The sequence below is a fragment of the Streptomyces sp. NPDC091377 genome (genome assembly GCF_044757045.1).
In the GTDB taxonomy this organism is placed as follows: domain Bacteria; phylum Actinomycetota; class Actinomycetes; order Streptomycetales; family Streptomycetaceae; genus Streptomyces.
The window spans coordinates 60,504-84,521 of the sequence record NZ_JBIVUE010000010.1; the positions used below are offsets into that span (position 1 = coordinate 60,504).

The 24,018-nt window shown below is 71.0% G+C and carries 21 protein-coding genes and 1 pseudogene; 4 read left to right on the forward strand and 18 right to left on the reverse strand.

Annotated features, from left to right (window positions below; translation table 11 throughout):
* Positions 1–314: 314 nt before the first annotated feature.
* Together ACIQNG_RS22410 and ACIQNG_RS22415 are read right to left on the reverse strand one after the other, a co-directional pair.
* Positions 315–2,939 carry an ABC transporter permease/substrate binding protein gene (locus ACIQNG_RS22410; RefSeq protein WP_401429117.1) on the reverse strand — a complete coding sequence of 875 codons (2,625 nt, stop codon included), beginning with the start codon at positions 2,937–2,939 and terminating at the stop codon, positions 315–317.
* Positions 2,932–4,038: a glycine betaine/L-proline ABC transporter ATP-binding protein gene (locus ACIQNG_RS22415; RefSeq protein WP_401487243.1), complete on the reverse strand. Its 1,107-nt coding sequence runs from the start codon at positions 4,036–4,038 to the stop codon at positions 2,932–2,934. The genes ACIQNG_RS22410 and ACIQNG_RS22415 overlap by 8 nt, the downstream gene beginning before the upstream one ends.
* Before the next feature lie 249 nt (positions 4,039–4,287).
* Here ACIQNG_RS22415 and ACIQNG_RS22420 point away from each other — a divergent pair, with 249 nt between their 5' ends.
* Both ACIQNG_RS22420 and ACIQNG_RS22425 read left to right on the forward strand, forming a co-directional pair.
* Positions 4,288–5,199, forward strand: coding sequence for a 5'-3' exonuclease H3TH domain-containing protein (locus tag ACIQNG_RS22420; protein ID WP_401487492.1), 912 nt, complete (start codon positions 4,288–4,290; stop codon positions 5,197–5,199).
* 750 nt (positions 5,200–5,949) lie between these two features.
* Positions 5,950–6,807: a siderophore-interacting protein gene (locus tag ACIQNG_RS22425; protein ID WP_401487244.1), complete on the forward strand. Its 858-nt coding sequence runs from the start codon at positions 5,950–5,952 to the stop codon at positions 6,805–6,807.
* Between the two features lie 21 nt (positions 6,808–6,828).
* On the opposite strand, the pseudogene ACIQNG_RS22430 reads toward ACIQNG_RS22425, so the two are convergent.
* A pseudogene (locus tag ACIQNG_RS22430) lies at positions 6,829–7,002 on the reverse strand (GNAT family N-acetyltransferase); the annotation flags it as partial.
* Positions 7,003–7,113: 111 nt separating this feature from the next.
* Here ACIQNG_RS22430 and ACIQNG_RS22435 point away from each other — a divergent pair.
* Complete coding sequence (locus tag ACIQNG_RS22435) at positions 7,114–8,052, forward strand: RluA family pseudouridine synthase (RefSeq protein WP_401487246.1); 939 nt, start codon at positions 7,114–7,116, stop codon at positions 8,050–8,052.
* Positions 8,053–8,091: 39 nt separating this feature from the next.
* On the opposite strand, the gene ACIQNG_RS22440 is transcribed toward ACIQNG_RS22435, so the two are convergent.
* From ACIQNG_RS22440 to ACIQNG_RS22460, 5 genes are all read right to left on the reverse strand, one after another.
* Positions 8,092–9,639, reverse strand: coding sequence for a cytochrome P450 (locus tag ACIQNG_RS22440; protein WP_401487248.1), 1,548 nt, complete (start codon positions 9,637–9,639; stop codon positions 8,092–8,094).
* Positions 9,640–9,710: 71 nt separating this feature from the next.
* Positions 9,711–10,340 (reverse strand): GTP-binding protein, encoded by a 630-nt coding sequence (locus ACIQNG_RS22445; RefSeq protein WP_401429105.1) that lies wholly within the window; start codon positions 10,338–10,340, stop codon positions 9,711–9,713.
* Positions 10,321–10,674: a DUF742 domain-containing protein gene (locus ACIQNG_RS22450; RefSeq protein ID WP_401429449.1), complete on the reverse strand. Its 354-nt coding sequence runs from the start codon at positions 10,672–10,674 to the stop codon at positions 10,321–10,323. Before ACIQNG_RS22450 ends, ACIQNG_RS22445 begins: the two co-directional genes overlap by 20 nt.
* A 194-nt stretch (positions 10,675–10,868) precedes the next feature.
* Complete coding sequence (locus ACIQNG_RS22455; RefSeq protein WP_401429103.1) at positions 10,869–11,276, reverse strand: roadblock/LC7 domain-containing protein; 408 nt, start codon at positions 11,274–11,276, stop codon at positions 10,869–10,871.
* Positions 11,273–12,931 (reverse strand): ATP-binding protein, encoded by a 1,659-nt coding sequence (locus tag ACIQNG_RS22460; protein WP_401487250.1) that lies wholly within the window; start codon positions 12,929–12,931, stop codon positions 11,273–11,275. The genes ACIQNG_RS22455 and ACIQNG_RS22460 overlap by 4 nt, the downstream gene beginning before the upstream one ends.
* A 449-nt stretch (positions 12,932–13,380) precedes the next feature.
* Here ACIQNG_RS22460 and ACIQNG_RS22465 point away from each other — a divergent pair, with 449 nt between their 5' ends.
* On the forward strand, positions 13,381–13,548 hold the full coding sequence (locus tag ACIQNG_RS22465; RefSeq protein WP_401487252.1) for a hypothetical protein: 168 nt from the start codon (positions 13,381–13,383) through the stop codon (positions 13,546–13,548).
* Here the strand turns inward: ACIQNG_RS22465 and ACIQNG_RS22470 are convergent.
* The 10 genes from ACIQNG_RS22470 to ACIQNG_RS22515 all read right to left on the reverse strand — a co-directional run bounded on the left by ACIQNG_RS22470 (position 13,530) and on the right by ACIQNG_RS22515 (position 24,002).
* Positions 13,530–16,379, reverse strand: a complete 2,850-nt coding sequence (locus ACIQNG_RS22470) for a DEAD/DEAH box helicase (RefSeq protein ID WP_401487254.1) — start codon at positions 16,377–16,379, stop codon at positions 13,530–13,532. The genes ACIQNG_RS22465 and ACIQNG_RS22470 overlap by 19 nt on opposite strands.
* A 258-nt stretch (positions 16,380–16,637) precedes the next feature.
* Positions 16,638–17,654 carry a diacylglycerol kinase gene (locus ACIQNG_RS22475; RefSeq protein ID WP_401487256.1) on the reverse strand — a complete coding sequence of 339 codons (1,017 nt, stop codon included), beginning with the start codon at positions 17,652–17,654 and terminating at the stop codon, positions 16,638–16,640.
* 30 nt (positions 17,655–17,684) lie between these two features.
* Positions 17,685–18,632, reverse strand: coding sequence for a twin-arginine translocase subunit TatC (tatC, locus tag ACIQNG_RS22480; RefSeq protein ID WP_401429092.1), 948 nt, complete (start codon positions 18,630–18,632; stop codon positions 17,685–17,687).
* A 47-nt stretch (positions 18,633–18,679) separates the two neighbouring features.
* Positions 18,680–18,973, reverse strand: a complete 294-nt coding sequence (gene tatA / locus ACIQNG_RS22485; RefSeq protein WP_401429089.1) for a Sec-independent protein translocase subunit TatA — start codon at positions 18,971–18,973, stop codon at positions 18,680–18,682.
* Positions 18,974–19,225: 252 nt separating this feature from the next.
* Positions 19,226–19,420 (reverse strand): hypothetical protein, encoded by a 195-nt coding sequence (locus tag ACIQNG_RS22490; RefSeq protein WP_401429087.1) that lies wholly within the window; start codon positions 19,418–19,420, stop codon positions 19,226–19,228.
* 406 nt (positions 19,421–19,826) lie between these two features.
* Positions 19,827–20,120: a hypothetical protein gene (locus ACIQNG_RS22495; RefSeq protein ID WP_401429085.1), complete on the reverse strand. Its 294-nt coding sequence runs from the start codon at positions 20,118–20,120 to the stop codon at positions 19,827–19,829.
* Positions 20,121–20,257: 137 nt separating this feature from the next.
* Positions 20,258–21,286, reverse strand: a complete 1,029-nt coding sequence (locus ACIQNG_RS22500) for a helix-turn-helix transcriptional regulator (protein ID WP_401429083.1) — start codon at positions 21,284–21,286, stop codon at positions 20,258–20,260.
* Between the two features lie 34 nt (positions 21,287–21,320).
* Entirely contained in the window at positions 21,321–22,274 is a 954-nt protein-coding gene (locus tag ACIQNG_RS22505; RefSeq protein WP_401487258.1) for a helix-turn-helix transcriptional regulator, read from the reverse strand.
* Between the two features lie 247 nt (positions 22,275–22,521).
* Entirely contained in the window at positions 22,522–22,893 is a 372-nt protein-coding gene (locus tag ACIQNG_RS22510) for an FKBP-type peptidyl-prolyl cis-trans isomerase (RefSeq protein WP_401429079.1), read from the reverse strand.
* A 101-nt stretch (positions 22,894–22,994) separates the two neighbouring features.
* Positions 22,995–24,002 (reverse strand): FKBP-type peptidyl-prolyl cis-trans isomerase, encoded by a 1,008-nt coding sequence (locus ACIQNG_RS22515; RefSeq protein WP_401487259.1) that lies wholly within the window; start codon positions 24,000–24,002, stop codon positions 22,995–22,997.
* Positions 24,003–24,018: the final 16 nt, after the last annotated feature.

Below are 24,018 nucleotides of genomic sequence, written 5' to 3' on the forward strand. Positions count from 1 at the left end.
AAGCACCCGTTCGGTGCCCGAAACGGGGTTTCGCGCCGGGTTCCCGCACCTTCGCGCGACCCATGAAGCACCAGCGGAGCACCCATGAAGCACCCACGGAGCACCCGGGTGGCTCTCCGTGGTTGGCCGAATCCTTGCGGTGACCCGGCCTCGGCCCCCGTCCCCCCGGCCCCGCCCCCGGTCCGGCTACCGGGCCCGGCTCCCGGCCCGCCCCCGGCCGATCCGACGGCAGCCGCCCCGCGACACGGCCGTCAGGCGCGTCACGGGGCGGCGGGTCACCACAGGGGCGGGATCACCGGGAAGGCGTCACGGGATCACTGCGGGGTCATCCGGTTCACGATGTCCGGGTGGTCCTCCAGCCAGGCGGCGACGGCTTCCTCCTCCTTGCCCTGGCCGCGGTTCTTGATCTCCGCCTCCAGGGTGCCCAGCTCGTCCTCGGTCATCTTGAACTGACCGATCCACTCGGTGAGCTGCGGGTACTGCTCGGGGAACTTCTCGCTGGAGATGGTGCGGATGGTGTTTCCCTCGCCGAAGCCCTTCTGCGGGTCCTTCAGCTTGGTCAGCTCGTACTCGCTGTACGCCCAGTGCGGTGACCAGAGGGTGACCGCGATCGGCTCCTTCTTGGCGTACGCCCGCTTCAGCTCGGCGAGCATCGCCGGCGTGGAGCCGTCCACGACCTTGTACTCGTCCTCCAGGCCGTAGCCGGGCATGACCTTGTTCTTCAGCAGGTCCATCTCCCCGGTGCCCGGTTCGATGCCGACGATCCGGCCGTCGAACAGATCGGCCTTGCCCTTGAGATCCTCCAGGGAGTCGACGTCCTTGACGTAGGACGGGACGGCGATCTCCAGCGAGGTGGGCTCGTACCAGGTGCCGAGGTCGTTCAGGTTGTCCTTGTGTTTGTCCCAGTAGTTCTTCTGGGCGTACGGCAGCCAGGCGTCGAAGTTGAGATCCAGGTCCCCGGCGGCGAGGCCGGTGTAGACCGGGCCCACGTCCATCTGCTTCAGGTTCAGCGTGTAGCCGCGCCGTTCCAGGACGTTCTTCCACAGGTAGGTGATGGCGATGTCCTCGTCCCAGGGGAACCAGGCCACGTTCACCGGCCGCTTCGCCTCGGCGGGGCTGTCACCGCCCGCGTTCTGCACGGGCGCCCACTTGTCGACCACCCCGGGGTTCTGCTCCAGCCAGGCGCGCACGGCGTCCTGCTGGTTGCCCTTGCCCGCCTTGTTGATCTCGGCTTCCAGGCTGGTGAGCTGCTTCTCGGTCATGCTGAAGTTCTTCAGCCACTCACCGACCACCGGATGGTCCTCGGTGAAGCCCTGCCGGGACAGCATGTGCACGCCGTCGCCGGCGCCCCAGGCCCCCTTGGGGTCCTTGAGCTTCTTCAGGTCGTAGTCGTTGTACGCCCAGTGCGGCGACCACAGGGTGACGACGATCGGCTCCTTCTTGGCGTACGCCCGCTTGAGCTGCGCGAGCATCGCCGGGCTGGAGCTGTCAACCACCTGGTACTCGTCCTCAAGGCCGTACTCCTTGACGACCTTGCTCTTCAGCAGCTGCATCTCACCGGCGCTGGCCTCGATACCGGTGATCTTGCCGTCGAAGAGACCGGCCTTGCCCTTGAGGTCCGCCAGGGAGTCGATGTCCTCCATGTAGCTGGGGACGGTCAGCTCCAGCGAGGTCTCGTCGTACCAGGAGCCGAGGTCCTCGACGCGGTCGCCGTACTTCTTCCAGTACTGCGCGTGGGTGGTCGGCAGCCAGGAGTTGGTCTCGAAGTCGATGTCGCCGCTCGCGAGCGAGGTGTACATCGGTCCGGCGTCGAGCTGCTTGGCGTCGACCTCGTACCCGCGCTGCTCCAGGATCTCCTTCCAGAGGAAGGTGGAGGCGACGCCCTCGTCCCAGGGGATGTAGCCGACGGTGAGCTTCTTGCCCTGGCCGACGTTCTTCGCGTCCGAGGCGTCGGTGGTGGCCTTCGAACCGCCGAAGATCCCGAGGCCCCCCGCCACCAGGGCGAGGACCAGAACACCGGCCATGGCGACGGCCGGACGCGGCCGGTACGACCACACCTTCAGGGCGCGCGCGGTGTGCGCGGCACGGGCGCGGGCGGCGGCGCGGCGGGCGATCGGCGACACCTGGGTGCCGAGCGCGCCGGTCATCCGGTCCAGATAGATGGCGAGGATCACGATGGCGACGCCCGCCTCGGAGCCGAGGCCGACATTGAGCTGACCGAGCGCCTCGTTGACGTCGGCGCCCAGCCCGTCGGCGCCGACCATGCCGGCGATGGCGGCCATGGACAGGCCCAGCATGATCACCTGGTTGACACCGGCCATGACGGTCGGCAGGGCGAGCGGGAGCTGGACGCGCAGCAGGATGTCCCGGCGGCTGGTGCCGAACGCCTCGGCGGCCTCGACCAGGTCCTTGTCGACCTGGCGGATGCCCAGCTCGGTCATCCGGACGCCCGGGGCGAGCGCGAAGATCAGGGTGGCGACGATGCCCGCGGGGGCGCCGCTGCCGAAGAACAGGATCGCCGGGATGAGGTAGATCATCGCGGGCAGCGTCTGCATGAAGTCCAGCACCGGCCGGACCAGTCCGCTGACCCGCTCGGAGCGGGCCGCCCAGATGCCGACCGGCACCGAGATCAGCAGGGCGATCAGGGTGGCGACGAGGACCAGCGAGAGGGTCATCATCGCGTTCTCCCACAACCCCAGGGAGTCGATGAACGCGAAGCCGGCGAAGGAGAGCACACCGGCGAGGGTGCCGCGCAGCCAGAAGGCGATCACGGCGAAGATCCCGGCGAGCAGCAGGGGTTCGGGCGCCTGGAGGACGGCGTCGATACCGTCGTAGGCGCCCAGGAAGACGGATTTGAGGAAGTCGAAGAGCCAGGCAACGTTGTCCAGCAGCCAGTCGACGGTGCTGTTGATCCAGTCGCCGAAGGGGATTCTAGGCACGGGCGATCACCTTCTCGCCGGCCGGAATACTGCCGGTCAGGGTCCGCACCCGCGGGGAGAGACAGGGCTCGCTCGGCCCCTGCTCGTCACCGACGACGGCCACCAGACGGCGGCGCGGGACGACACCGACCACCGTGTCGCCCTCCAGGACGGCGACGGGGTGCGCCAGCCGGGTGCTGAGCGCGCACAGCTCGTGGAACGGTGTGTCGGGGGTGGCGGTGAGACAGCCGCAGTCGGCCTCGTCGCCGCGCAGGTCGGTCTCCATCACGGCGCCCGCGGTCAGCACCCGGGAGCGGTCGACGTCCTGGATGAAGGAGGCCACGTAGTCGCCCTCGGGGCGCAGCAGGATGTCCTCGGCGCTGCCGTTCTGCACGATCCGGCCGTCGCGCATGACCGCGATCCGGTCGCCGAGGCGCATGGCCTCGTTGAGGTCGTGGGTGATGAAGACGATGGTCTTCTTCAGGGTGCGCTGGAGGGTGAGGAGCTGGTCCTGCATGTCGCGGCGGATCAGCGGGTCCAGGGCGCTGAAGGACTCGTCCATCAGCAGCAGGTCGGCGTCGGTGGCGAGCGCGCGGGCGAGGCCCACCCGCTGCTGCATACCGCCGGACAGCTCGTCGGGCCAGGACTTCTCCCAGCCTTCGAGACCGCACAGGGCGAGCGCCTCGGCGGCCCGCCGCTCCCGCTCTGCGCGCGGCACGCCCTGGACGGCGAGGCCGTAGGCGGCGTTCTCCAGCACGCTGCGGTGCGGGAAGAGCGCGAAGTGCTGGAAGACCATGCTGATCTTCCGGGCACGGACCGCGCGCAGATCGCGCGCGGGGAGCGCGGTGAGGTCCTGTCCGTCGAAGCGGACGGTGCCCGCGGTCGGCTCCAGCAGTCCGTTGAGCATGCGCAGCAGCGTGGACTTGCCGGATCCGGACAGGCCCATGACGACAAAGATCTGGCCGGGTTCCACGGTGAAGGAGGCGTCGATCACGGCGGCGGTGGTGCCGTCGGCGCGCAGCTCCTCCCGGTCGGCTCCGTCGCGGAGCCTTCGGACTGTATCGACCGGTCGTCTGCCGAACACCTTGTAAAGGTGCTCGGCCTCAAGCCTGGATGACACGCGAACCTCTTGTCTCGGGGGCAAGGACAGGAGTGGCGCCGGGCCACGAAACGGTTGAACCAGCAACCGGCATCACTCCGACGCCGCGCCTGCCCCGACGTCTTCAAGCCAAACTGAAGAGTGTCGCAGGTCACACGGTGCGCTCTTGATGCAGGGGCTCGGAGGATGTTGCGGTGATCGGTGGAGAGCGCGCGCCGGGGGGTGGGTGTCAGTGGGGTGCGGCATGATGCGAGCGTGACCGGACAGCTGATGCTCCTCGACACCGCCTCGCTCTACTTCCGCGCCTACTTCGGCGTCCCGGAGTCCGTGAAGGCCCCGGACGGCACACCGGTGAACGCCGTGCGCGGACTGCTGGAGTTCATCGAACGCCTGGTACGGGACCACCGCCCGGCCCGGCTCGTGGCGTGCATGGACGCCGACTGGCGCCCCGAGTGGCGGGTCGAGCTGATCCCCTCGTACAAGGCGCACCGCGTGGCCGAGGAGCGCGCGGCCGGGCCGGACGAGGAGGAGGTGCCCGACACCCTCTCGCCGCAGGTGCCGATCATCGAGGCGGTGCTGGACGCGCTGGGCATCGCCCGGGTGGGCGTCGCGGGCTACGAGGCGGACGACGTGATCGGCACGTTCACCGTGCGGGCGGACGGCCCGGTGGACATCGTCACCGGTGACCGCGATCTGTATCAGCTGGTGGACGACGCGCGGGGGGTGCGCGTGCTGTATCCGATCAAGGGCGTCGGCAACCTCCAGCTCACCGACGAGGCGGTGCTGCGCGAGAAGTACGGCGTGGACGGCGCGGGGTACGTGGATCTGGCGCTGCTGCGCGGCGACCCCAGCGACGGGCTCCCGGGCGTGCCCGGCATCGGCGAGAAGACGGCGGCGAAGCTGATCGCCGAGTTCGGGGACCTGGCCGGGATCATGGCCGCCGTGGACGACCCCAAGGCCAAGCTGACCCCGTCGCAGCGCAAGCGGCTGTCCGAGTCGCGACCGTACGTCGAGGTCGCCCCGAAGGTGGTGCGCGTCGCGCACGACGTCCCGCTGCCGGAGATCGACAGCACCCTCCCGCGCGAACCGCGCGACCGGGCGGCACTGGACGAGTTGGCGGCCCGCTGGAACCTGGGCAACTCCCTGCACCGGCTGCTGCTGACCCTGAACGCGGTGGCATGACAACCACGCCGATGAGCCGGGAACCGGCTTCATAGGACCGGACCCCGGACCGGGGACGGGGTACGGAGGGCCGGGGACGGGGTCCGAAAGGCCGGGGACGGGGTACGGAAGGCCGGGGACGGAAGGCGTAGGGGGAGGGGGACGGCTCCACAGGGCCCGGGGACGTACGGCATTGGAGCCGGGACGGACGGCTAGGGACGGGGGACGGTCTCATAGGAGCCGGAGACGGGCCCATAGAGCCCGGGGCGGGTCTCCTAGGGCCGATGTCGGTCCGTATAGGGCCCGGGACGGTCCGCATAGGGCCAGGACGGGTCCGCATAGGGTCCAGGTCGGTCCGGGGCGCCCATAGGAGCCGGAGTCGGGGGCGATAGAGCCCAGGGCGGGGTCGATAGGGCCCACGGGGCGGGTATGCGGTGAGGTATGGCCATGGCTCCGCGAGGGCGTGGGCTTGCGGCCTCGTGATGCCGTCCGCCGGGCGGGAAACGTTCAACTGCGTCCCCCACCGGAAAAGGAGCGGGGAAATTGCCCGCACCCCCACGAATTCGCGCCGGACGAGGACGCGCCCCCGGCCCAACACCGCCTGACCTGGGGCGCACCGGCGCACCGCCCGGGAGAAACAGCCTCCCCCAAAGGCCCCGCCCCGCCCTCACACGTGTGAATCCCCGCGCCGCTCCGCCAGGACAAGAGGTGTCCGCCGGGAGGGGGTGCTAACTTAGGTAAACCTAAGCATGGAACAGCAGGGAGGTCGCCATGGCAGCACGTCCGGCTCGCAAGCCGCCGAAGCCGCATTCCGCGCAGGTCGTCCGCACCGAACGGTTGACCCCCCATATGCAACGCGTGGTGCTCGGCGGCGACGGCCTCGCCGATTTCTCGGCGGACACCTGTACCGACCACTATGTGAAGCTGCTGTTCCCCGTCGACGGGGTGACCTATCCGGAACCCTTCGACATCCAGCGGATCCGCGCCGAGTACCCGCGCGAGCAATGGCCGGTCACGAGGACCTACACCGTGCGCGCCTGGGACCCCGAACTGCGCCATCTCACCCTGGACTTCGTCATCCACGGCGACGAGGGGCTCGCCGGCCCCTGGGCGCTGCGGGTGCGGCCCGGTGAGACCGTGCGCTTCCTCGGCCCGGGCGGCGCCTACGCCCCCGACCCCGAGGCGGACTGGCATCTGCTCGTCGGCGACGAGAGCGCGCTGCCCGCGATCGCCGCCGCCCTGGAGGCGCTGCCGCGCGGCGCCGAGGTGCGGGCCCTGGTGGAGATCTCCGGTCCCGAGGAGGAGCAGAAGATCGACTCCGACGCGGAGGTGGTCTGGCTGCACCGCGGGGACCGCCCGGTCGGTGAGGCCCTGGTCGAGGCCGTACGGGCGCTGCGCTTCCCGGAGGGCCGGATGCACGCGTTCGTGCACGGCGAGGCGAGCTGGGTGAAGGAACTGCGCCGCATGCTGCGCGTGGAACTCCAGGTGCCGCGCGAGGCCATCTCCATCTCCGGCTACTGGCGGCTCGGCCATGACGAGGACGGCTGGCAGGCTTCCAAGCAGGACTGGAACGCGCGGATCGAGGCCGAGCAGGAGAAGAACACGAATCGGCAGCGGGCGGCGGCGTGACCTGACCGGACGGGCCCGGGCTCAGTGGGTCCCGGGCCGGTCCCCGCGCACCCGCGCGTGCAGATGCATGTCATGCCAGCCGTCCTCGTGCAGCAGCGCGGAGCGCTTGGTGCCCTCCACGGCGAACCCGGTCTTCGCGGCGACCCGGCAGGACGCCTCGTTGGCGACGGAATGGCTGAGTTCCAGCCGTCGGAAGGGCATGCCCCGCATCCTGCCCGGCGAAGGACCACGGTCCCCAGCGATTGAGCGAGCCGCGCCACCGCGCGCGCCCGCAGGCCACCCCCGTTCCCCTACCCTGAACCCATCATGCGCCGCCGTACCCCTCCCCCGCCCGCCCCGCTCCCCCAGCGCGACGGCATCGATCCGGTCCGGGTCCGGCTGCCCGCCGAGGGACCGTGGGAATCGGTCCGGGAGTACCTGGTGGAGCGGCTGTCGGGGGCGGGCCCCGGGGTCGTGGACGGAATGTTCGCGGCGGGGCTGTTCGTCGGGGCCGACGGGCGGGCGGTGGCACCGGACGCCGGATTCCGGCCCGGGACGTATGTGTGGTTCCACCGCGAACTGCCGTACGAGGTGCCCGTGCCGTTCCCCATCGAGATCGTCCACCGCGACGAACACATCGTCGTCGCCGACAAACCGCACTTCCTGGCCACCACCCCGCGCGGCAGCCATGTCGTCCAGACCGCGCTCGCCCGGCTCCGCCGCGAACTGGGACTGCCCACCCTGGGCGCCGCCCACCGGCTCGACCGGCTGACGGCGGGGCTGGTGCTGTTCACCGTACGACCGGAGGAACGCGGCGCCTATCAAGGGCTCTTCCGCGACCGGCGGGTGCGCAAGGAGTACGAGGCGGTGGCACCGTACGATCCCGCTCTCGCGCTGCCCCGGACCGTGCGCAGCCGGATCCTGAAGGAGCGCGGGGTGCTGGCCGCGCGGGAGGTGCCGGGCGAGCCCAACGCGGTCAGCGAGATCGACCTGATCGAACACCGCCGCGCGGACGGGCTGGGCCGCTACCGGCTGCTGCCCCACACCGGCCAGACCCATCAGCTACGGGTGCACATGACCGCCCTGGGCGTGCCCATCCTCGGCGACCCGCTGTACCCGGAGGTCGCCGCCCCGGAGACCCCCGGCGCGTTCCGCGACCCCCTCCAACTCCTCGCCCGGGGGCTGGAGTTCACCGACCCGGTGACAGGGGTGGAGCACCGGCTGCGCAGCTCCCGGGTGCTTGAGTCCTGGGCGGCACAGCCGTAGCCGGGCCGGGCGAGGACCGTACGCCCCCGGCTGCGGGCGTCACTCGCCCCGCCACCACCGCACCAACCGCCGCCAGGCGCTCGGCCTCTCCTCGGACGAGGACGCGGGCACGGACTCGGGCGCGGGCGCCGAGGCAGACGTGGGTGTCGGCTGCGGCTGCGGCTGCGGCTGCGGCTGGGACTGCTTCAGGGAGGTCGTCGTAGGCCGGAGTTCTGTGATCGGCTCCGGTCGCTGGGTGGAGATCTCCCAGACCGGTCGCGGGGGCGCGCTGCGGACGGCCGGCGGGACCTGGATGTCCTGGGTGGCCGTGGGGGCGAAGACCACCGGGAGCGCCACCAGATGGCGGGAGGCGATGGACTCGGTCCAGCGCAGGTCCCCCTCGGGGCAGTCCAGTTCCACGTCGGGCAGGCGCAGCAGCAGGGCGTCCACGCCTACGTCGGCGATGGCGCGGCCGATGTCCTGGCCGGGGCATTCGTGCGGGCCGCCGCCGAAGGCGAGGTGGGAGCGGTTGCCCTGCATGTGGGCGGAGAGATCGGGCCGTACGCGCGGGTCGATGTTGCCCGGCTGGGGGGCGAAGAGCAGACCGTCGCCGCGTTTGATCCGCTTGCCGCCCAGTTCGGTGTCCTGCTTGGCGAAGTAGGCGAAGACGGTGCTGAACGGCGGTTCGTCCCACAGCGACTGCTCGACCGCCTCGGGCACCGTCATCTGGCCGCCGTTGAGCCGGGCGCGGAAGCGCGGGTCGGTGAGGACCATGCGCAGCACGCTGGAGAGCAGGTTGACGGTGGCCTCGTAGGAGGCGAGCAGCACCAGGCGCAGGTGTTCGCGGACCTCGTCGTCGGTGAGCCCGGCGGGGTGGCGGATCAGGTAGCTGGTGAAGTCCTCCTGCGGGGCGGCGCGGCGGCGGCCGGTGAGCCGGCTGAGCGCCTCCATGACCTTGGCGTGGCTGGCGATGGCGGTCTCGGTGCCCTTGAGGGTGTCGCGGGCGGCGTGCACGAGTTCGTCGCCGTACTCGTCGGGCATGCCGAGGATCTCGCACATCACGCCCATCGGCAGATGCTCGGTGAACTGGCTGACGAGGTCGGCGGTGCCGCGTTCGCAGAACCGGTTGACGAGCCGCTGGGTGTGCCGGTTGATGTGGCGGCGCAGGGAGCGGTGGTCGATGGTCGACATGGCGCCGGTGACCGCGCCGCGCAGCCGCAGATGTTCGTCGCCCTCGGCGTGCGAGGCGATGGGCTGCCAGGCGATGTGCGGCATCAGCGGGTGGTCGGGCTTGACCCTGCCGTCGAGCAGCGGGGACCAGATGCGGCTGTCCCGGGTGTAGAGGGAGGGGGTGCGGACCATGTGCAGGTTCTCGGCGTGGCCGAGCACCACCCACATGGGGACGTCGTCGTGGAGCAGCACGGGGGCCACGGGGCCGTGTTCGGCGCGGAGCTTCTCGTACAGGCCACTGAGGTCGGCGGCCCCGGGGCCGTAGATACGCTCCACCGCGCCGCCGCCGGGTGTGTGGGCGGGGCAGCCGGGGGGCGGGACGAGGCCCTGTGCCGTGGCGGGGGTGGCTGGGGTGGGGGTACGGGGTTCAGGCGTCACGGGGGATGCTCCGAGGCTGGAAGCCGGGTTCCGGGATCAGGGTTCGGGGATCAGGGTTCGGGGTTCGGGGTTCAGGTGAGGGTGCCCGCCAGGGCGAGTTCGTGCAGGAAGCGCATGAGGGTCAGCAGGGTGTCCCGGCTGGAGGCGCGGCGGCGGGCGTCGCACTCCACGATGGGCACCTCGGGGGCGAGGTCGAGGGCGGCCCGCAGTTCCTCGACGGGGTAGCGGGGCGCGTCGGGGAAGGTGTTGACGGCGACGACGAAGGGGACACCGCGCTCCTCCAGCCGGCCCATGACGTCGAAGCTGACCTCCAGGCGCCGGGTGTCGATCAGCACCACCGCGCCGAGGGCACCTTCGAACAGACCGTTCCACAGGAACCAGAAGCGCTCCTGGCCGGGGGTGCCGAACAAATACAGCACCAGTCGGTTCGAGACGCTGATCCGGCCGAAGTCCATGGCCACGGTGGTGGCGGTCTTGGTGTCGGAGCCGCGGTTGTCGTCGACGCCGATGCCGGCCTGGGTCATGGTCTCCTCGGTCGTCAGCGGTTTGATCTCGCTGACCGACCCGACCATGGTGGTCTTGCCGACCCCGAACCCGCCCACGATCACGATCTTCACGGCGGCCTGTGCCGTGTGCGGGAGATGGTCCTCGGTGCGTGGTCCGGGGATGGTGGGGACGGTGTCAGAGCCTTTGAAGTCCATGCATCACCGCTTCGAGAAGGGAACGGTCGGGGAGCGCCTGGCGGACGATCGGGGCGCGCGCCTGGACCAGTTCGGCCGTCAGCATGTCGGTGAGCAGGACGGTCACCGCGCTGTACGGGAGGTGGAGATAGGCCGAGAGTTCGGCCACGGAGAGCGGGGCGGCGCACAGCCGGAGCACCGCCGCCTGCTCGGGGGTGGTGGACGACGGTGGATCCTCGGCGCGGGCCACGATCAGGGTGACCAGGTCGAGACCGGCCCGTCCGCCGTCCGCGCCCCCGATGACGTACCAGCGTTCGGGGTTGCCGCCCTTGCCCTCCGGAGGGGCCTCACCCACCTGGGGGGCCTCGCCTGCCCGGAGAGCCTCCTGAGGGGCCGGTTCCTCCCGCCGGGTCCGACCCTCCGGCGAGGCCCGGCCCTCCGGCGCGGTGTGGTCGGCGCGCGGGGCGTGGTCGGCGCACGGGGCCCACTCGCGCGCGGGTGGGGGTTCGGGCGGCTTCTGAGGGTGGCGCCGCTGGCGTTTGGGAGAGGTCATACGGTCTGCCCGTTGCTGTGCCGCGCCGGACTGGTGAGATGGGCGCCGATACGGACGACCAGGTCACGCATGCGGTTGCTCATCATGCCGGGCTCGCACTTGATGTCGGAGAGCACCGCGAGATAGGCGTTGGCGCCGGCCGCCATCAGATAGAAGTAGCCGCGGTCGATCTCGATGACGATCAGCTTCATCTCGCCGTCGCTGCCGGGCAGTTCCTGGGCGACGGCGTTGGCGAGGGACTGCATCCCGGCGCAGGCCGCAGCGACCCGGTCGGCGGCGTCCTGGTCACCGGAGTAGCGGGCGAGCCGCAGTCCGTCGGCCGAGAGGACCACGATCATCTCGATGCCCGGAACACCGTCGTACAGGTCCTTGAGCAGCCAGTCGAAGTTGGCGCGGTACGTCACTTGGCGTCCCCTTCGTCATCGGCCTCGGTGCGGGCCGTGTCGTCGATCAGATGGAGGAACTTGGTCGGGTTCCGGGTGAACTCGGTCGGGTGCGTGCCGGGCGGCAGGTCCTTCTTCAGGCCCTCCCAGAAGGACTCGACCCACGCGCCGGGCGCGACGAACGGCTTCTGCTCCGGCTGCTCGGGCTCCGGCTCGGGTTCCGGGTGGGGCCGGGCGGCGCGGGCGGCCTCGCGGGCCTCGCGCTCGGCCTTCTCGGCGCGTTCGGCGGCGTACTGGGCCGCGTACTGCTCCGTGATCCGCTGGGTGATCGGGATGGTGGCCCGGCTGCGGCGCTGCGGCAGCCCGCCCGCGGTCCACTCGGTGACCTCGGGGACGTCGTCCTCCAGGGAGACCCCGACGGGGATCTTCGGGTTGGTGGGCCGCCGGGTCTTGGGCGGCCGGGCCGGGCCCTGGAGGGCGTCCATGGTGACGGGCACGCCGGTGGCGCCGATGCCGTGGGCGAGACCGACGCCGCGCTCGTGGGTGAGCATGTTCATCGGTACGACGAGCACGGCGCGGACCCCGCCGTACGCCGAGGTGCGCATCGAGATCTGCATGTTGAACTGCTTGCAGAGGCGGCCCACGACGGCGAGGCCGAGGCGCGGGCTGCCGCCGATGTCCTGGATGTCGATGCCCAGCATCGCGTTCGCCAGCATCAGCTCGGCGCTCGCGCGGGTCTCCTCGCCGAGCCCCATGCCGCCGTCCTCGATCTCGATGGCCAGACCGCTCTGCACCTCGACGGCGGTGACGTGCACCTTGGTGTGCGGGGGCGAGTAGCGGGTGGCGTTGTCGAAGAGTTCGGCGCAGGCGTGGATGATCGGCTCGACGTAGATGCCCTTGGCGCTGATCCGGGCGATGTTGTCCAGCGAGATCCGCCGGTACTCCAGGATCCGGGACATCGCGCCACGCAGGGTGGAGTACATGGAGACCGCCTCGGGCCACTGGCGGCTGGGCCGCCCGCCGCCGAGGACGGAGATGGAGTCGGCGAGCCGGCCGATCAGGGCGGTGCCGTGGTCGAGGCGGAGCAGATCGTCGAAGACCTCGGGGTTGTGGCCGTGGTCCTCCTCCATCTCGCGCAGTTCGTTGGCCTGCTGGTGGACGATCGCCTGGACGCGGCGGGCGACATTGACGAACGAACGGTGCGCCGAGTCCCGCAGGTTCTCCTCGTGGTCCACGATGCGCAGCATCAGCCGGACCAGTTCGCGCTGCGGTTCGGGCAGGGCCCCCCAGCCCTGCTCGATCTCGTCCAGCTGGTTCATCACCTCGCGCATCGAGTTGCCCTTGCGCAGGTGGTCGATGGCGCCGGGCACGATGTCGGTCGCGAGGTAGAGCATCTGCCGGTCGTTGTCGGCGATCCGGTGTTCCAGATACGCGCAGTGACGGGCGTGCTCGGCCTTGAGGTCGCGCACGGTCCGGCCGCGCCGGACGATCTCGGCGGACGTGAGGAGCACCAGGAGCGTGGCCATGGCGCCGCACACGCCGACCGCGACACGGGCCGGCTGGGCCACCAGGACGACGGCGGCGGCGGTCACCGCGGCCATCACGACGGCGGGCGGCAACAGCAGGCGCGTAAGGGGAAGTTCGCGGTGTCCGGGAGGGGGTTGAACACTCACCATGGGGCCCTCGGAAGCAGATCGGCGGCGGGGTATCGGGGGTGCTTGCGTCATGACACAGGGGGGTACATCCGTGGACTTTCGGAATATCGGGGACTCTGGGGAACAAACGCACGATTACATCTCAACTGGGTGCGCTACGGGCGAGCTTAGTCCGACCGGATCATCGCCGTGTCATATTCGGCAAGCACCTGAAATGGGCCCGCGACAGGAGTAACCTCGGGCCCATTTACACGCTGAGCCCGCACTCGCACACGGCGCGTGACGACGTACGGGCGTACGAGGATCACTCACCGTGAGGGATGAACGGCCCCTCCGGATCTGACCCCGGCTGAGGCATCACGCAGGGGCATCACCCAGGGGCATCACGCAGGGGCATCACTCCCCGGGCGAGCCGGTCCGCACACCTCCGTCGTCGGCGAGCAGCCCGCGACGGCGACCCCTCGTCGTACATGCCGCTCACCAGCGAGGCGGACCGGGCTCTGACCCAGGCCACGGTCACGGCGTTCACCTGGTCCACGGCCTTCGCGGCAACGGCCCTGCTCATAGCCCTGTTCGGACTCGGCCGACCATCACCGCGTCGCGGCCAGGTCGGCGTCCCTCACCCGACGGAGGAGTAGGCGACAACCCCCCGGAGCAACCCGTCGACCGCCTTCCGCGCGGACTTCCCCACCGTCGACCCCTGCGGCGCCGCGGCCTGGATCTGCCCGAGCACATCGATCACCTGCTTGCACCAGCGGACGAAGTCACCCGCGGGCATCTCCGCCTCGCGCAGCACCTCGTCCAGCCCCGTCCCGGAGGCCCACATGTACGCGGCCCAGGCGAACCCGAGATCCGGCTCGCGCTGGCCGACGCCCTCGGTCTGGGTGATCCGGAAGTCCTCCTCCATGGCGTCCAGCCGCCCCCAGATCCGCACCATCTCGCCGAGCGCGGCCTTCGCCTTCCCGGACGGCACCTTGGGCGACATCGCGTCGTCGCTCACCCGCGCCTCGTACACCAGCGCCGAGACGCACGCGGCGAGTTCGGCGGGGGTGAGCCCCTCCCAGACCCCGGCGCGCAGGCATTCGCTGGCCAGCAGGTCCAGTTCGCCGTAGAGCCGGGCGAGGCGTCTGCCGTGCTCGGTGACCTCGTCGTCGCGGAGATAGTCCAGCTCGGTCAGCAGCGCCACGATCCGGTCGAACGTCCGGGCGATCGTGTTGGTACGTCCCTCGATCCGACGCTCCAACTGGGAGGTGTCCCGCAGCAGCCGGTGATAGCGCTCGGCCCAGCGGGCGTGGTCCTCCCGGTCGGCACAGCCGTGGCAGGGGTGGGCCCGCAGCTCGGTCCGCAGCCGGGCGATCTCCCGGTCGTCGGCGGCCTGCGCCCGCTTCTTGCGATGCCGTTCGGCGGGGATGTGCCCGGCCTTGGTACGCAGCGCGGACGCGAGATCGCGCCGGGACTGCGGGGAGCGCGGATTGAACGACTTGGGGATCCGCATCCGCTCCAACGCCTCGACGGGCACCGGGAAGTCGATCGAGGCGAGCCGCTTGACCTGCCGTTCGGCGGTCAGCACCAGCGGGCGCGGCCCGTCGTGGTGGTCGAAGCCGCGATGGCCGTTGGAGCGCCCGGCGGGCAGCCCGGGATCCAGGACCAGGGCCAGCCCGGCGTACTTGCCCGTGGGCACATGGATCACGTCACCCGGCTTGAGCCGCTCCAGCGCGACCGCGGACTCGGCCCGCCGCTGGGCCACGCCCTGCCGCGCCAGCTCGGTCTCACGGTCCTTCAGCTCCCGGCGCAACCGCGCGTACTCCTCGAAGTCGCCGAGGTGGCAGGTCATGGAGGCCCGGTAGCCGTCGAGGCCCTCCTCGTTGCGCTGCACCTGCCGCGAGATGCCGACCACGGACCGGTCGGCCTGGAACTGCGCGAACGACGTCTCCAGCAGCTCACGCGAGCGATGCCGGCCGAACTGCTCGACCAGGTTGACCGCCATGTTGTACGACGGTTTGAAGCTGGAGCGCAGCGGATAGGTACGGGTGCCCGCGAGCCCGGCGAGGTGGTCGGGGTTCATCCCGCGCTGCCACAGCACCACGGCATGGCCCTCGACGTCGATGCCCCGGCGTCCGGCGCGGCCGGTCAGCTGGGTGTACTCGCCGGGGGTGATGTCGGCGTGCTGCTCGCCGTTCCACTTGACGAGCTTCTCCAGGATCACGGACCGGGCGGGCATGTTGATGCCGAGCGCGAGGGTCTCGGTGGCGAACACGGCCTTCACCAGACCGCGTACGAAGAGTTCCTCCACGACCTCCTTGAAGGTCGGCAGCATGCCCGCGTGGTGGGCGGCGATCCCGCGCTCCAGGCCCTCCAGCCACTCGTAGTAGCCGAGGACGTGGAGATCCTCGGTGGGGATGGAGGCGGTGCGCTCCTCGACCAGGCCGCGGACCTTGAGCCGCGCCTCGTCGTCGTTGAGCCGCAGTCCCGCGTACAGGCACTGCTGGACGGCGGCCTCGCAGGCGGCGCGGCTGAAGATGAAGGTGATGGCGGGCAGCAGGCCCTCGGCGTCGAGCCGCTCGATGACCTCGGGGCGGCCGGGCGTCCACACCCGTGAGCGCTGGCGGCGCTCCCGCTCGCGGTCGGCCTCGCGCATGGACCGGCCACGTCTGCGGTCCTGGTAGGAGGGCCGGCTGGCCTCCATCCGGGCCATACGGGTCAGATCGGGGTTGACGGCCTTCTTCTGGCCCTCGCCCTCCTCGAACAGGTCGTACATCCGGCGCCCGGCGAGCACATGCTGGAACAGGGGCACGGGCCGGTGCTCGGAGACGATCACCTCGGTGTCACCGCGGACCGTGTCCAGCCAGTCGCCGAACTCCTCGGCGTTGGAGACGGTCGCCGACAGTGACACCAGGGTCACCGACTCGGGGAGGTGGATGATCACTTCCTCCCAGACGGCGCCACGGAAGCGGTCGGAGAGGTAGTGCACCTCGTCCATGACCACATAGCCGAGGCCGAGGAGCGTCTGCGAGCCCGCGTACAGCATGTTCCGCAGCACCTCGGTGGTCATCACGACCACCGGGGCGTCGGAGTTCACACTGTTGTCGCCGGTGAGCAGGCCCACCTTGTCGCTGCCGTAACGGCGGCACAGATCGGCGTACTTCTGGTTCGACAGCGCCTTGATGGGTGTCGTGTAGAAGCACTTGCGGCCCTGTCCGAGGGCGAGGTGGACGGCGAACTCGCCCACGATCGTCTTGCCGGACCCGGTGGGCGCGGCGACCAGCACGCCCTTCCCGGACTCCAGTGCCTCACAGGCTTCGATCTGGAAGGGGTCGAGGCCAAAGTCGTACATCTCGCGGAAGGACGCGAAAGCGGTGGCCTGGTCCGCAGCACGCCTGCGGGCTGCCGCGTACCGCTCGGCAGGTGAGAGGTCCTCTGTCATCGTGCTTTCGAGCGTACCCGGCCGCACTGACAACAGGACGATCATTATCCCGATCCGCGTCAGGGGCCGACGGATCCGCCCAGCTCAGGAGGGCCGACCCCGGGCCGGGAGGCACCCGGGCCGATCGGGGTGCGCGGGGCGGTGCCGGTCCTGCGGGGCGGAGGGGTGCCGGTCCTGCGGCGCGGGGCCGGTCGGGGCGCGGGGCTGTGCGGGGCTGTGGCCATCGGGGCGCGCTGGGCTGTGCCCGGTGCGGGGCGCGGGGCGGTGCCGGTCGGGGCGGGGGCGCCCGCTCGCCTCGCCCCGTCACGGTGCCACGACCCGTACGGCGCCCGGTACGCAGCGCGCCGTCAGGGGCAGCGGGCCGAGCGGCTCGCCGTCGGCGTACCCGGTGAGCCCCTCGGAGGCGATCTCCACGGTCGCGGCCCGCACCACGCTGACCTTGGGGTGGTCGACATGGGTGCCCCGGTACACGCGCGGGAAGACCCGCACGAGGGTGGCGCGGCTACAGTCCCCGACCACGGTCAGGTCGAACAGCCCGTCGGTGAGGTCGGCGCCGGGGCAGATCCGCATCCCACCCCCGTACGAGGAACCGTTGCCGACCGCGATCAGGGACGCCTCGATCTCGCGCACGGCCCCGCCGTCCAGGGTGAGGCGGTACGGCAGCGGCCGGAACGCGGCGAGTTCGGCGAGCATCGCCAGGTCGTACTTGAGGCGGCCGGCGGGCCGGCGCATCCGGTTGCCGCGGTCGTTGACGCGGGAGTCGAAGCCGGTCGCGAGCACGGTGGCGAACCAGCGGTCGCCGATCCGGCCCAGGTCCACCTCCCGCACCCGGGACCCTTTCAGTCCGTCGGCGATCAGCCGACCCGCGGCGGCCGGGTCCCGCACGGGCAGACCGAGGGCGCGCGCGAAGTCGTTGCCGGTGCCCACGGCGACCAGACCGAGCGGGGTGGCGGTGCCGGCCACCGCCTGGAGCGCGAGCTGGGCCATGCCGTCGCCGCCCACGGCTATCAGCGCGCCGGTGCCGTCCGCGACGGCGGTCCGGGCGCGGGCCAGGGCGTCCTCGGCGTCCTCTCCGAGGACCGCCCGTACCGTGTACCCGGCCGCGCGCAGGGCGGCGGCGGTCTGCTGGGCCGCGCGCACGGCGGGGTTCGCGGACCGTTCGGCGTCGGGCCGCTCGACGGCGACGGCGAGAGCGTGGACGCGCCGCTCGGCCGCCCCGGGCTGTGTGCGGCCACGCTCTCGCCGTCGTGGTGTCCCCGTGGCTCGCGCTCGGGCGCGGCCCGCGGTGGGGTTGACGAAGAGGGTGATCTCGCTGGTCATCCCCATGACCTTACGAGGCGGGGGTGTTGCTCAGGTCACATCGTCATAACCGTTGATCCGCTCGGTGCCGGCCTGCTCCGGCAGCGCGCGGGCGGCGGAGACGGACTCGACCTCGCCGATCGACTCGGGGGTGAGATCCAGTTCCGACGCCTCGTCGTCGTCGGGACCCTCGGCCTCACGGCGGCGCCTGCGCCGGTCGTTGAACAGCGCGATGGCCACGGCGCCGAAGTACAGCACCCAGATCGGCCCGGCCAGCATCATCATGGTCATCGGGTCGGTGCTGGGCGTGGCGATGGCCGCGAAGACCGTGATGCCCATGATCATGCCGCGCCACCAGCCGAGCATCCGCTTGCCGGTGATGGCTCCGCTGAAGTTGAGCATGACGAGCAGCAGCGGGAGTTCGAAGGAGAGGCCGAAGACGATCACCATGCGGGTGACCAGGTCGAGCATGTCGTCCAGCGGCAGCAGGTTGTTGACGCCGAAGGGGGTGAATTCGATCAGTACCTCGGCCGTCTTCGGCAGCACGTTGTAGGCGAAGTAGGCGCCGAGGAAGAAGAGCGGGGCGCCGGTGGCGACGAACGCGTACGCGTACTTCTTCTCGTGCCGGTGCAGGCCGGGCGCGACGAACGCCCACAGCTGGTACAGCCAGATCGGCGAGGCGAGGACGACACCCGCCATGAGGGAGACCTTCAGCGCCAGGGTGAAGGGGGTCAGCAGACCGTTGATGGTGATCTGCGCGCAGGGCTGACCCGACTTCGTCGCCGCCAGTTCCTCGAAGGACTGCGTGCACCCGACCGAGTCGAGGATCGGCCGGGTGAAGAAGTTGATGATGTCGTTGTAGAAGAAAGCCGCGACCACCGTGATCAGGACGATGGCGAGCAAAGCCTTCGCGAGCCGGTTGCGCAGCTCACGGAGGTGTTCCGCGAGGGGCATCCGCCCGTCCGGGTCCTTCTCCTGCTTGCGGGCAGACTTCAGCAACCCACGTTCCCATCTCGTGCGGCGGGCCGGAGGTCACCGGCCCTCGGTCAGCGCTTGGTCGAGTCCGTCGGCTCGGCGACCGGTCGGGAACTGGTCACGTCGCCGGGTGCGGCCTGGATGATGCGCTGAGCCGGATTCTGCTCGTCCGTGGTGGGCGCCGGCGGGTCGGCCGGGGTGGCGGTCTTGTTGCCGTCATCCTTCATGGCCTTCGCCTCGCTCTTGAGGATACGAGCGGACTTACCGAGCGAGCGGGCCATGTCCGGAAGCTTCTTCGCGCCGAACAGCAGGATGATGACGACGAGGATGAGAATGATCTCGGGGGCGCCGATCTTTCCGAACATAGGCCATTTACCTTCTCACCGAGGCGGCTGGGTGGGTGCTGTCCAGCCGGTCGGACCCGAGTCCGATCAGCCGTGCAGCAGCGATCGTAACGCTCAGGGGTGAACGCCGAGCAATCCCTGTGCGTACTCCGTACTCCCTGTCCGCGGTCCGCGCCTCGTCCCCGGGCCGCGATCAGCAGCGTACCTGCCGTTCCCGGCCTGGTGACAGGGCGAAGCAGTCCAAATCACGGCCCGCGTACGCCGGCGCCGCATTCACAGGGAATCGACAGAACGCGCGGTGCTGGCGGCGGCCTGCTCCAGGTCCTCGGCGGCCCTGCCGATGCGCTCCGCGGACTGCGAGACCTGCCGCCCGAGGCGCTGTGCCGCCACGAACACCCGCAGAGCGCACACCCCGAGCACCGCGATCCCCAGAAAACCCACCGTCACCGCGAACATCGCCCAGAACATGCGCCAGAGCCTAGACGGTCACGACACCGCCCTCACAGCCGCACCTCCGCCCGAACGCCGACCGTCCCCTGGCGGACGGGGGGCGCGGGCGGGGGCAGCGGACGAGGGCCGGGGGCAGCGGCCGGAGGTCGGTGGTCGGTGGTCGGTGGTCGGAGGTCGGTGGTCGGAGGTCGGTGGTCGGAGGTCGTTGGCCTGGTCGTGGTGGCCGTCGGGGTTTCCGGGGCCAAGGGCTTCGGGGCCGGGTCTCGGTGGCCGTCGGGGTTTCCGGAGCCAAGGGCTTCGGCGGCCCTTGGAACCCCGGGCGTCTTCGGGCCTTCGGCGGGCGAGGGGAGCATCCGGCGTCAGTGGCGGCGGACAGCCCCGGTCGGTGGAACCCCAGTGGGCCGACCGGTCCCCGGGGCCGGGGTCAGAGCGCTGAGTGCAGGCGCAGGGTGCTGACTCCGCCCCCGGTGAGGAGTTCCACGATCCGCTCTCCCGCCGGCTTGCGTACCAGTACCCCGCAGTCGGGGCAGGTGAAGGAGTAGAACGTGGTGCGGCTGGTGGCGCCGATGGCCAGGCGCAGCGCGGGCGCGGTCAGCTCGAAGCTGCCCCGGCAGTCCGGGCAGCCCGCCCGGAAGACCACGGGGTCCGCGCTCCTCATCCCGGCGAACGCGGCGGCGACCGTCATGCCCCGCGCATCGGACACCATCGACTCGCTCACAGCCCTGCTCCCCTTTGTTCCTGGTCGTTCGCCCGCGGTCCTCACAGGGCCCGCCGGGTGCGCGGCGCCCCGGACCGTGCCGTCCGCCCCCGGGGCGTACCGCCCGCGGCCCCGGCACCCCTCCCTGTGCCTACGGCTCACCGGGCCCCGTCGTCCCGCCCCGCACCGGACGTCCCGTCGGCGTCGATCCCGTCGTACGCCTCCAGCGCCTGGCGCGCGGCCCGCCGGGCGCTGTCGGCCAGGTCCTGGGGCGTCACGATCCGCCCGTCGGCTCCGAGCCGCAGCGCCAGCCTTCTGAGCGAGGCCGGGTCGGGGGTGCGCAGCGTGATCCGCAGCCCTCCGTCGGGCAGTTCCTCGGCGCTGTCGTGCGGGTAGTACTCGGCGACCCAGCGCCCGCCGGGCTCGACCTCCACGACGACCTCGGGGTCCTCCGCGGCGGGCTGCACCAGCCCCTCCGACAGATCCCGCAGTTCGACCTCCGGCGGCGCGGACGGTTCGTCCAGCACCCGGATCTCGGCGACCCGGTCCAGCCGGAAGGTGCGCCGCGCCTCGGAGCGACGGCACCACGCCTCCACATAGGTGTGGCCGACGCTGACCAGGCGGATCGGGTCGATCTCCCGCTCGGTCAGCTCGTCCCGCGCCGGTGAGTAGTAGCGGATCCACAGCCGGCGGCGCTCGGAGATCGCCCGGTCCACGTCGGCGAAGACGCCGCCCTCGGACTCGAAGGTCACCGACAGCCGGGAGGAGGCGCCTGCCGCCTCACCGGCCGCCGTCTCCACCTTGGCCGTGGCCCGCACCAGTGCCTGGCGGTCGCTCTCGCGCAGTCCGGGCAGGGTGGCCACCGCGCGGGCAGCCACCAGCAGCGCGGTCGCCTCGTCCGCGGCCAGCCGCAGCGGCTCGGCGGCCTCCGCGCCCAGCGCGGCGGGGTTGTGCCACCAGATGCGCTCGCCGTCGGTGTCGATGTCGAGGAGGTCGCCGCCGCGGAAGCTGGTCCCGCACATGGGCAGCACATCGAGGTCGGAGACCAGTTCGTCCTCGGTGATGCCGAAGGCGCGCGCGACGTCCTCGATCCGGGCGCCGGGCCGCTCCCTGAGATAGGTCACCAAGGAGAGCATCCGACGGGTCTGGTCGATGGCGTTCGCGGGCCTGATGGGTCTACCGGCCACTGTCCCTGTCCCCACTGTGCTTGTCCGTTCCCCCTCAGCCTTTGGCGACGGCACGCAGCCGCTCCACCACGTCGGCCCGCAGCTCGGCCGGTTCGAGGACCACCACGTCGGGCCCGAACTCCACCAGCCAGGCGTCCAGGCCGTGTCCGTACGGAATCTCCAACTCGTCCCAGCCGTCCCCGAGTTCCCGGACCCAGGTGGACTTCGCCCGCAAGGGGTACCCGGCGTCCGAGCGCAGCCGGATACGGGCGCTGCGGTCGGCGGTCTCCCCCGCCCACCCGGCGACGGTCTCCCGCACGGTGACGACATCGGGGACGGGCACACTGAACCGGCCGCCGCGCGAGCGCACCTTCCCGGTGATCCGGGACAGCCGGAAGACCCGCTCGGCCCCGCGGTCGCGGTCCCAGCCGGCCAGATACCAGTGACCGCGCCAGCACTCCAGCGCCCAGGGCTCCACGGTCCGGGTCCCGGGGTGCGCGGCGGTGGCCTTGCGGTAGGCGAAGGTGACCGGGCGGCGGTCCCGGCACGCCAGCATCAGCGGCTCGAACGCGGCCTCGTGCACCGGGATGCGCGGCTCCAGCGCGCTGTGCGCCTCATAGGGGTCGACATCCTCGGGAAGCCCCGCCGCGCGCAGTTTCTGCAGGGCGCCGCTCGCGGCACCGGCCAGCCGGGCCTGCTGCCACACCTTCGCGGCGAGGCCGAGGGCCGCGGCCTCCTCGGCGTCCAGGGTGATGGGCGGCAGCCGGTTGCTGTCCCGGCGGGCGAGATAGCCGACCTCGCCGTCGAGGTTCTCGACGGTCTCGATGACCAAGCCAAGTTCGCGCAGATCATCCTTGTCGCGCTCGAACATACGGTTGAAGGAGTCGTCACTGCCCGCTTCGAGATATGCCTCGATGGACTCCCGAAGCTCCCGCTTGCTGAGCGGACGCCGGGTCCCGAGCAGACACAGCGCGAGGTTCATCAACCGCTCGGCCTTGGCAATGGCCATCGACGCCCTTCGCCTTCCCTATGGTGCTTCTGACCGATGACCGTACCGCCCCGCGGCGGCGGGACAAAAGCCGAGGGCCCATGCCCGGTCAGGCATGGGCCCGGCTGATCGACTCCGGTAGGATCCGGCACTCGCGCGTACGGAGTCCGGACGGACGGAGACCGGGCCGCGATAGGGCCGTGATCGGGCCGCGACCGTACCCGCGCCGGACGCCGATCGGACCTCGGACCTCGGACTCAGACGGTGATCAGGTCGCGATCAGGTCGCAGACGAAGATCAGGGTCTCGCCCGGTCCGATCCGGCCACCGGCACCCCGGTCGCCGTACGCCAGGTGCGGCGGGATGATCAGCTGACGCCGGCCGCCCACCTTCATGCCCTGCACGCCCTGGTCCCAGCCGGGGATGACCTGGCCGACACCGAGCTGGAACTGCAGCGGCTTGCCGTGGTTCCAGGACGCGTCGAACTCCTCACCGGTCGAGAAGGCCACGCCCACGTAGTGCACGGAGACGGTGGCGCCCGCCTTCGCCTCCGGGCCGTCACCCTCCCAGATGTCCTTGATCTCAAGATCCGCCGGGGGCTCGCCGCCCGGGAAGTCCACCTCGGGCTTGTCGATGCTCACGTGTCGCTCCTGCGTGTCATTACGTCGTACGGAAACTGCAACGAGGCCAGTGTTTCATCTCCACGGCGGGCGGGCGCGGGGGCCCGTCCCGAAGCGCGGCGCTACATCTTCGCGAGGATGTCCACCGAGAAGACCAGCGTGGAATCCTTCTTGATGCCGCTGTCGGCCGGCGGGGAGTCGCCGTAGCCCAGGGCCGGCGGGACGACGATCAGGACCCGGCTGCCGACCTTCTTGCCGGTCAGCCCCTGCGACCAGCCCTTGACGACCTGCTGGAGGGAGAACGACGTCAGCGCGCTGCGGCTGTAACTGGAGTCGAACTCCTTGCCCGTGTCCCACAGCACACCCTTGTACTGCACCAGGACGGTGTCCTCGGCGGCCAGCTCCGCCCCGTCGCCCTCGATGACGTAGTTCGACACCAGGTCCTTCGGCGCGTCGCCCTTCGGGACCGTGATCTCCGGGGCCTTGCCGTCGGTGTTGGTGCCGACCTTCGGCAGATCGATGTCGTCCTGCGCGACATCGGTGCCCTTCGCGGAACTCTTCGCGTTGAACACATCCTGGATGTCGACCACGAAGACCAGCGTGTCGGTCCCCTTGATGCCCGCCTGCGCATTGCCCTGGGAGCCGTAACCCCAGGTCGGCGGGACGGCCAGCTCGACCCGGCTGCCCGCCTTCTTGCCCGCCAGGGCGTACCGCCAGCCGTCGATGATGCTGCCCGCGGCGAGCTGGATCACCAGCGGCGCCTTACGGTCGTAGGAATTGTCGAAGACCTTCGCGGAGTCCCAGACCTGACCCAGGTAGTTCGCCTGGACGTAGTCGTTCTCCGCGACCCTGGCGCCGCCGCCCGCGATCACCGTCCGCACCGCGAGCTGGTCCGACGGCTTCCCGCTGCCCTTCGCGATCGTCGGCTTCTCGTCGAACTTCGTGCCCGCCGTGATCGCGGGCAGCGGGCCGTCCACGATCTTCGGCGGTGGAGGGGCCGACTGACCGGCCGACGCGGACGGCGACGCCTCACTGCTGCTGGCCTGGCCGGAGTCGGAGCCGTCGTCCCCGCAGGCGGAAAGGGTGACCAGCCCTGCGGGAACGGCGATGAGGAGGGAGCGTCGGCGCACGGTGGGGGCCTCGTAA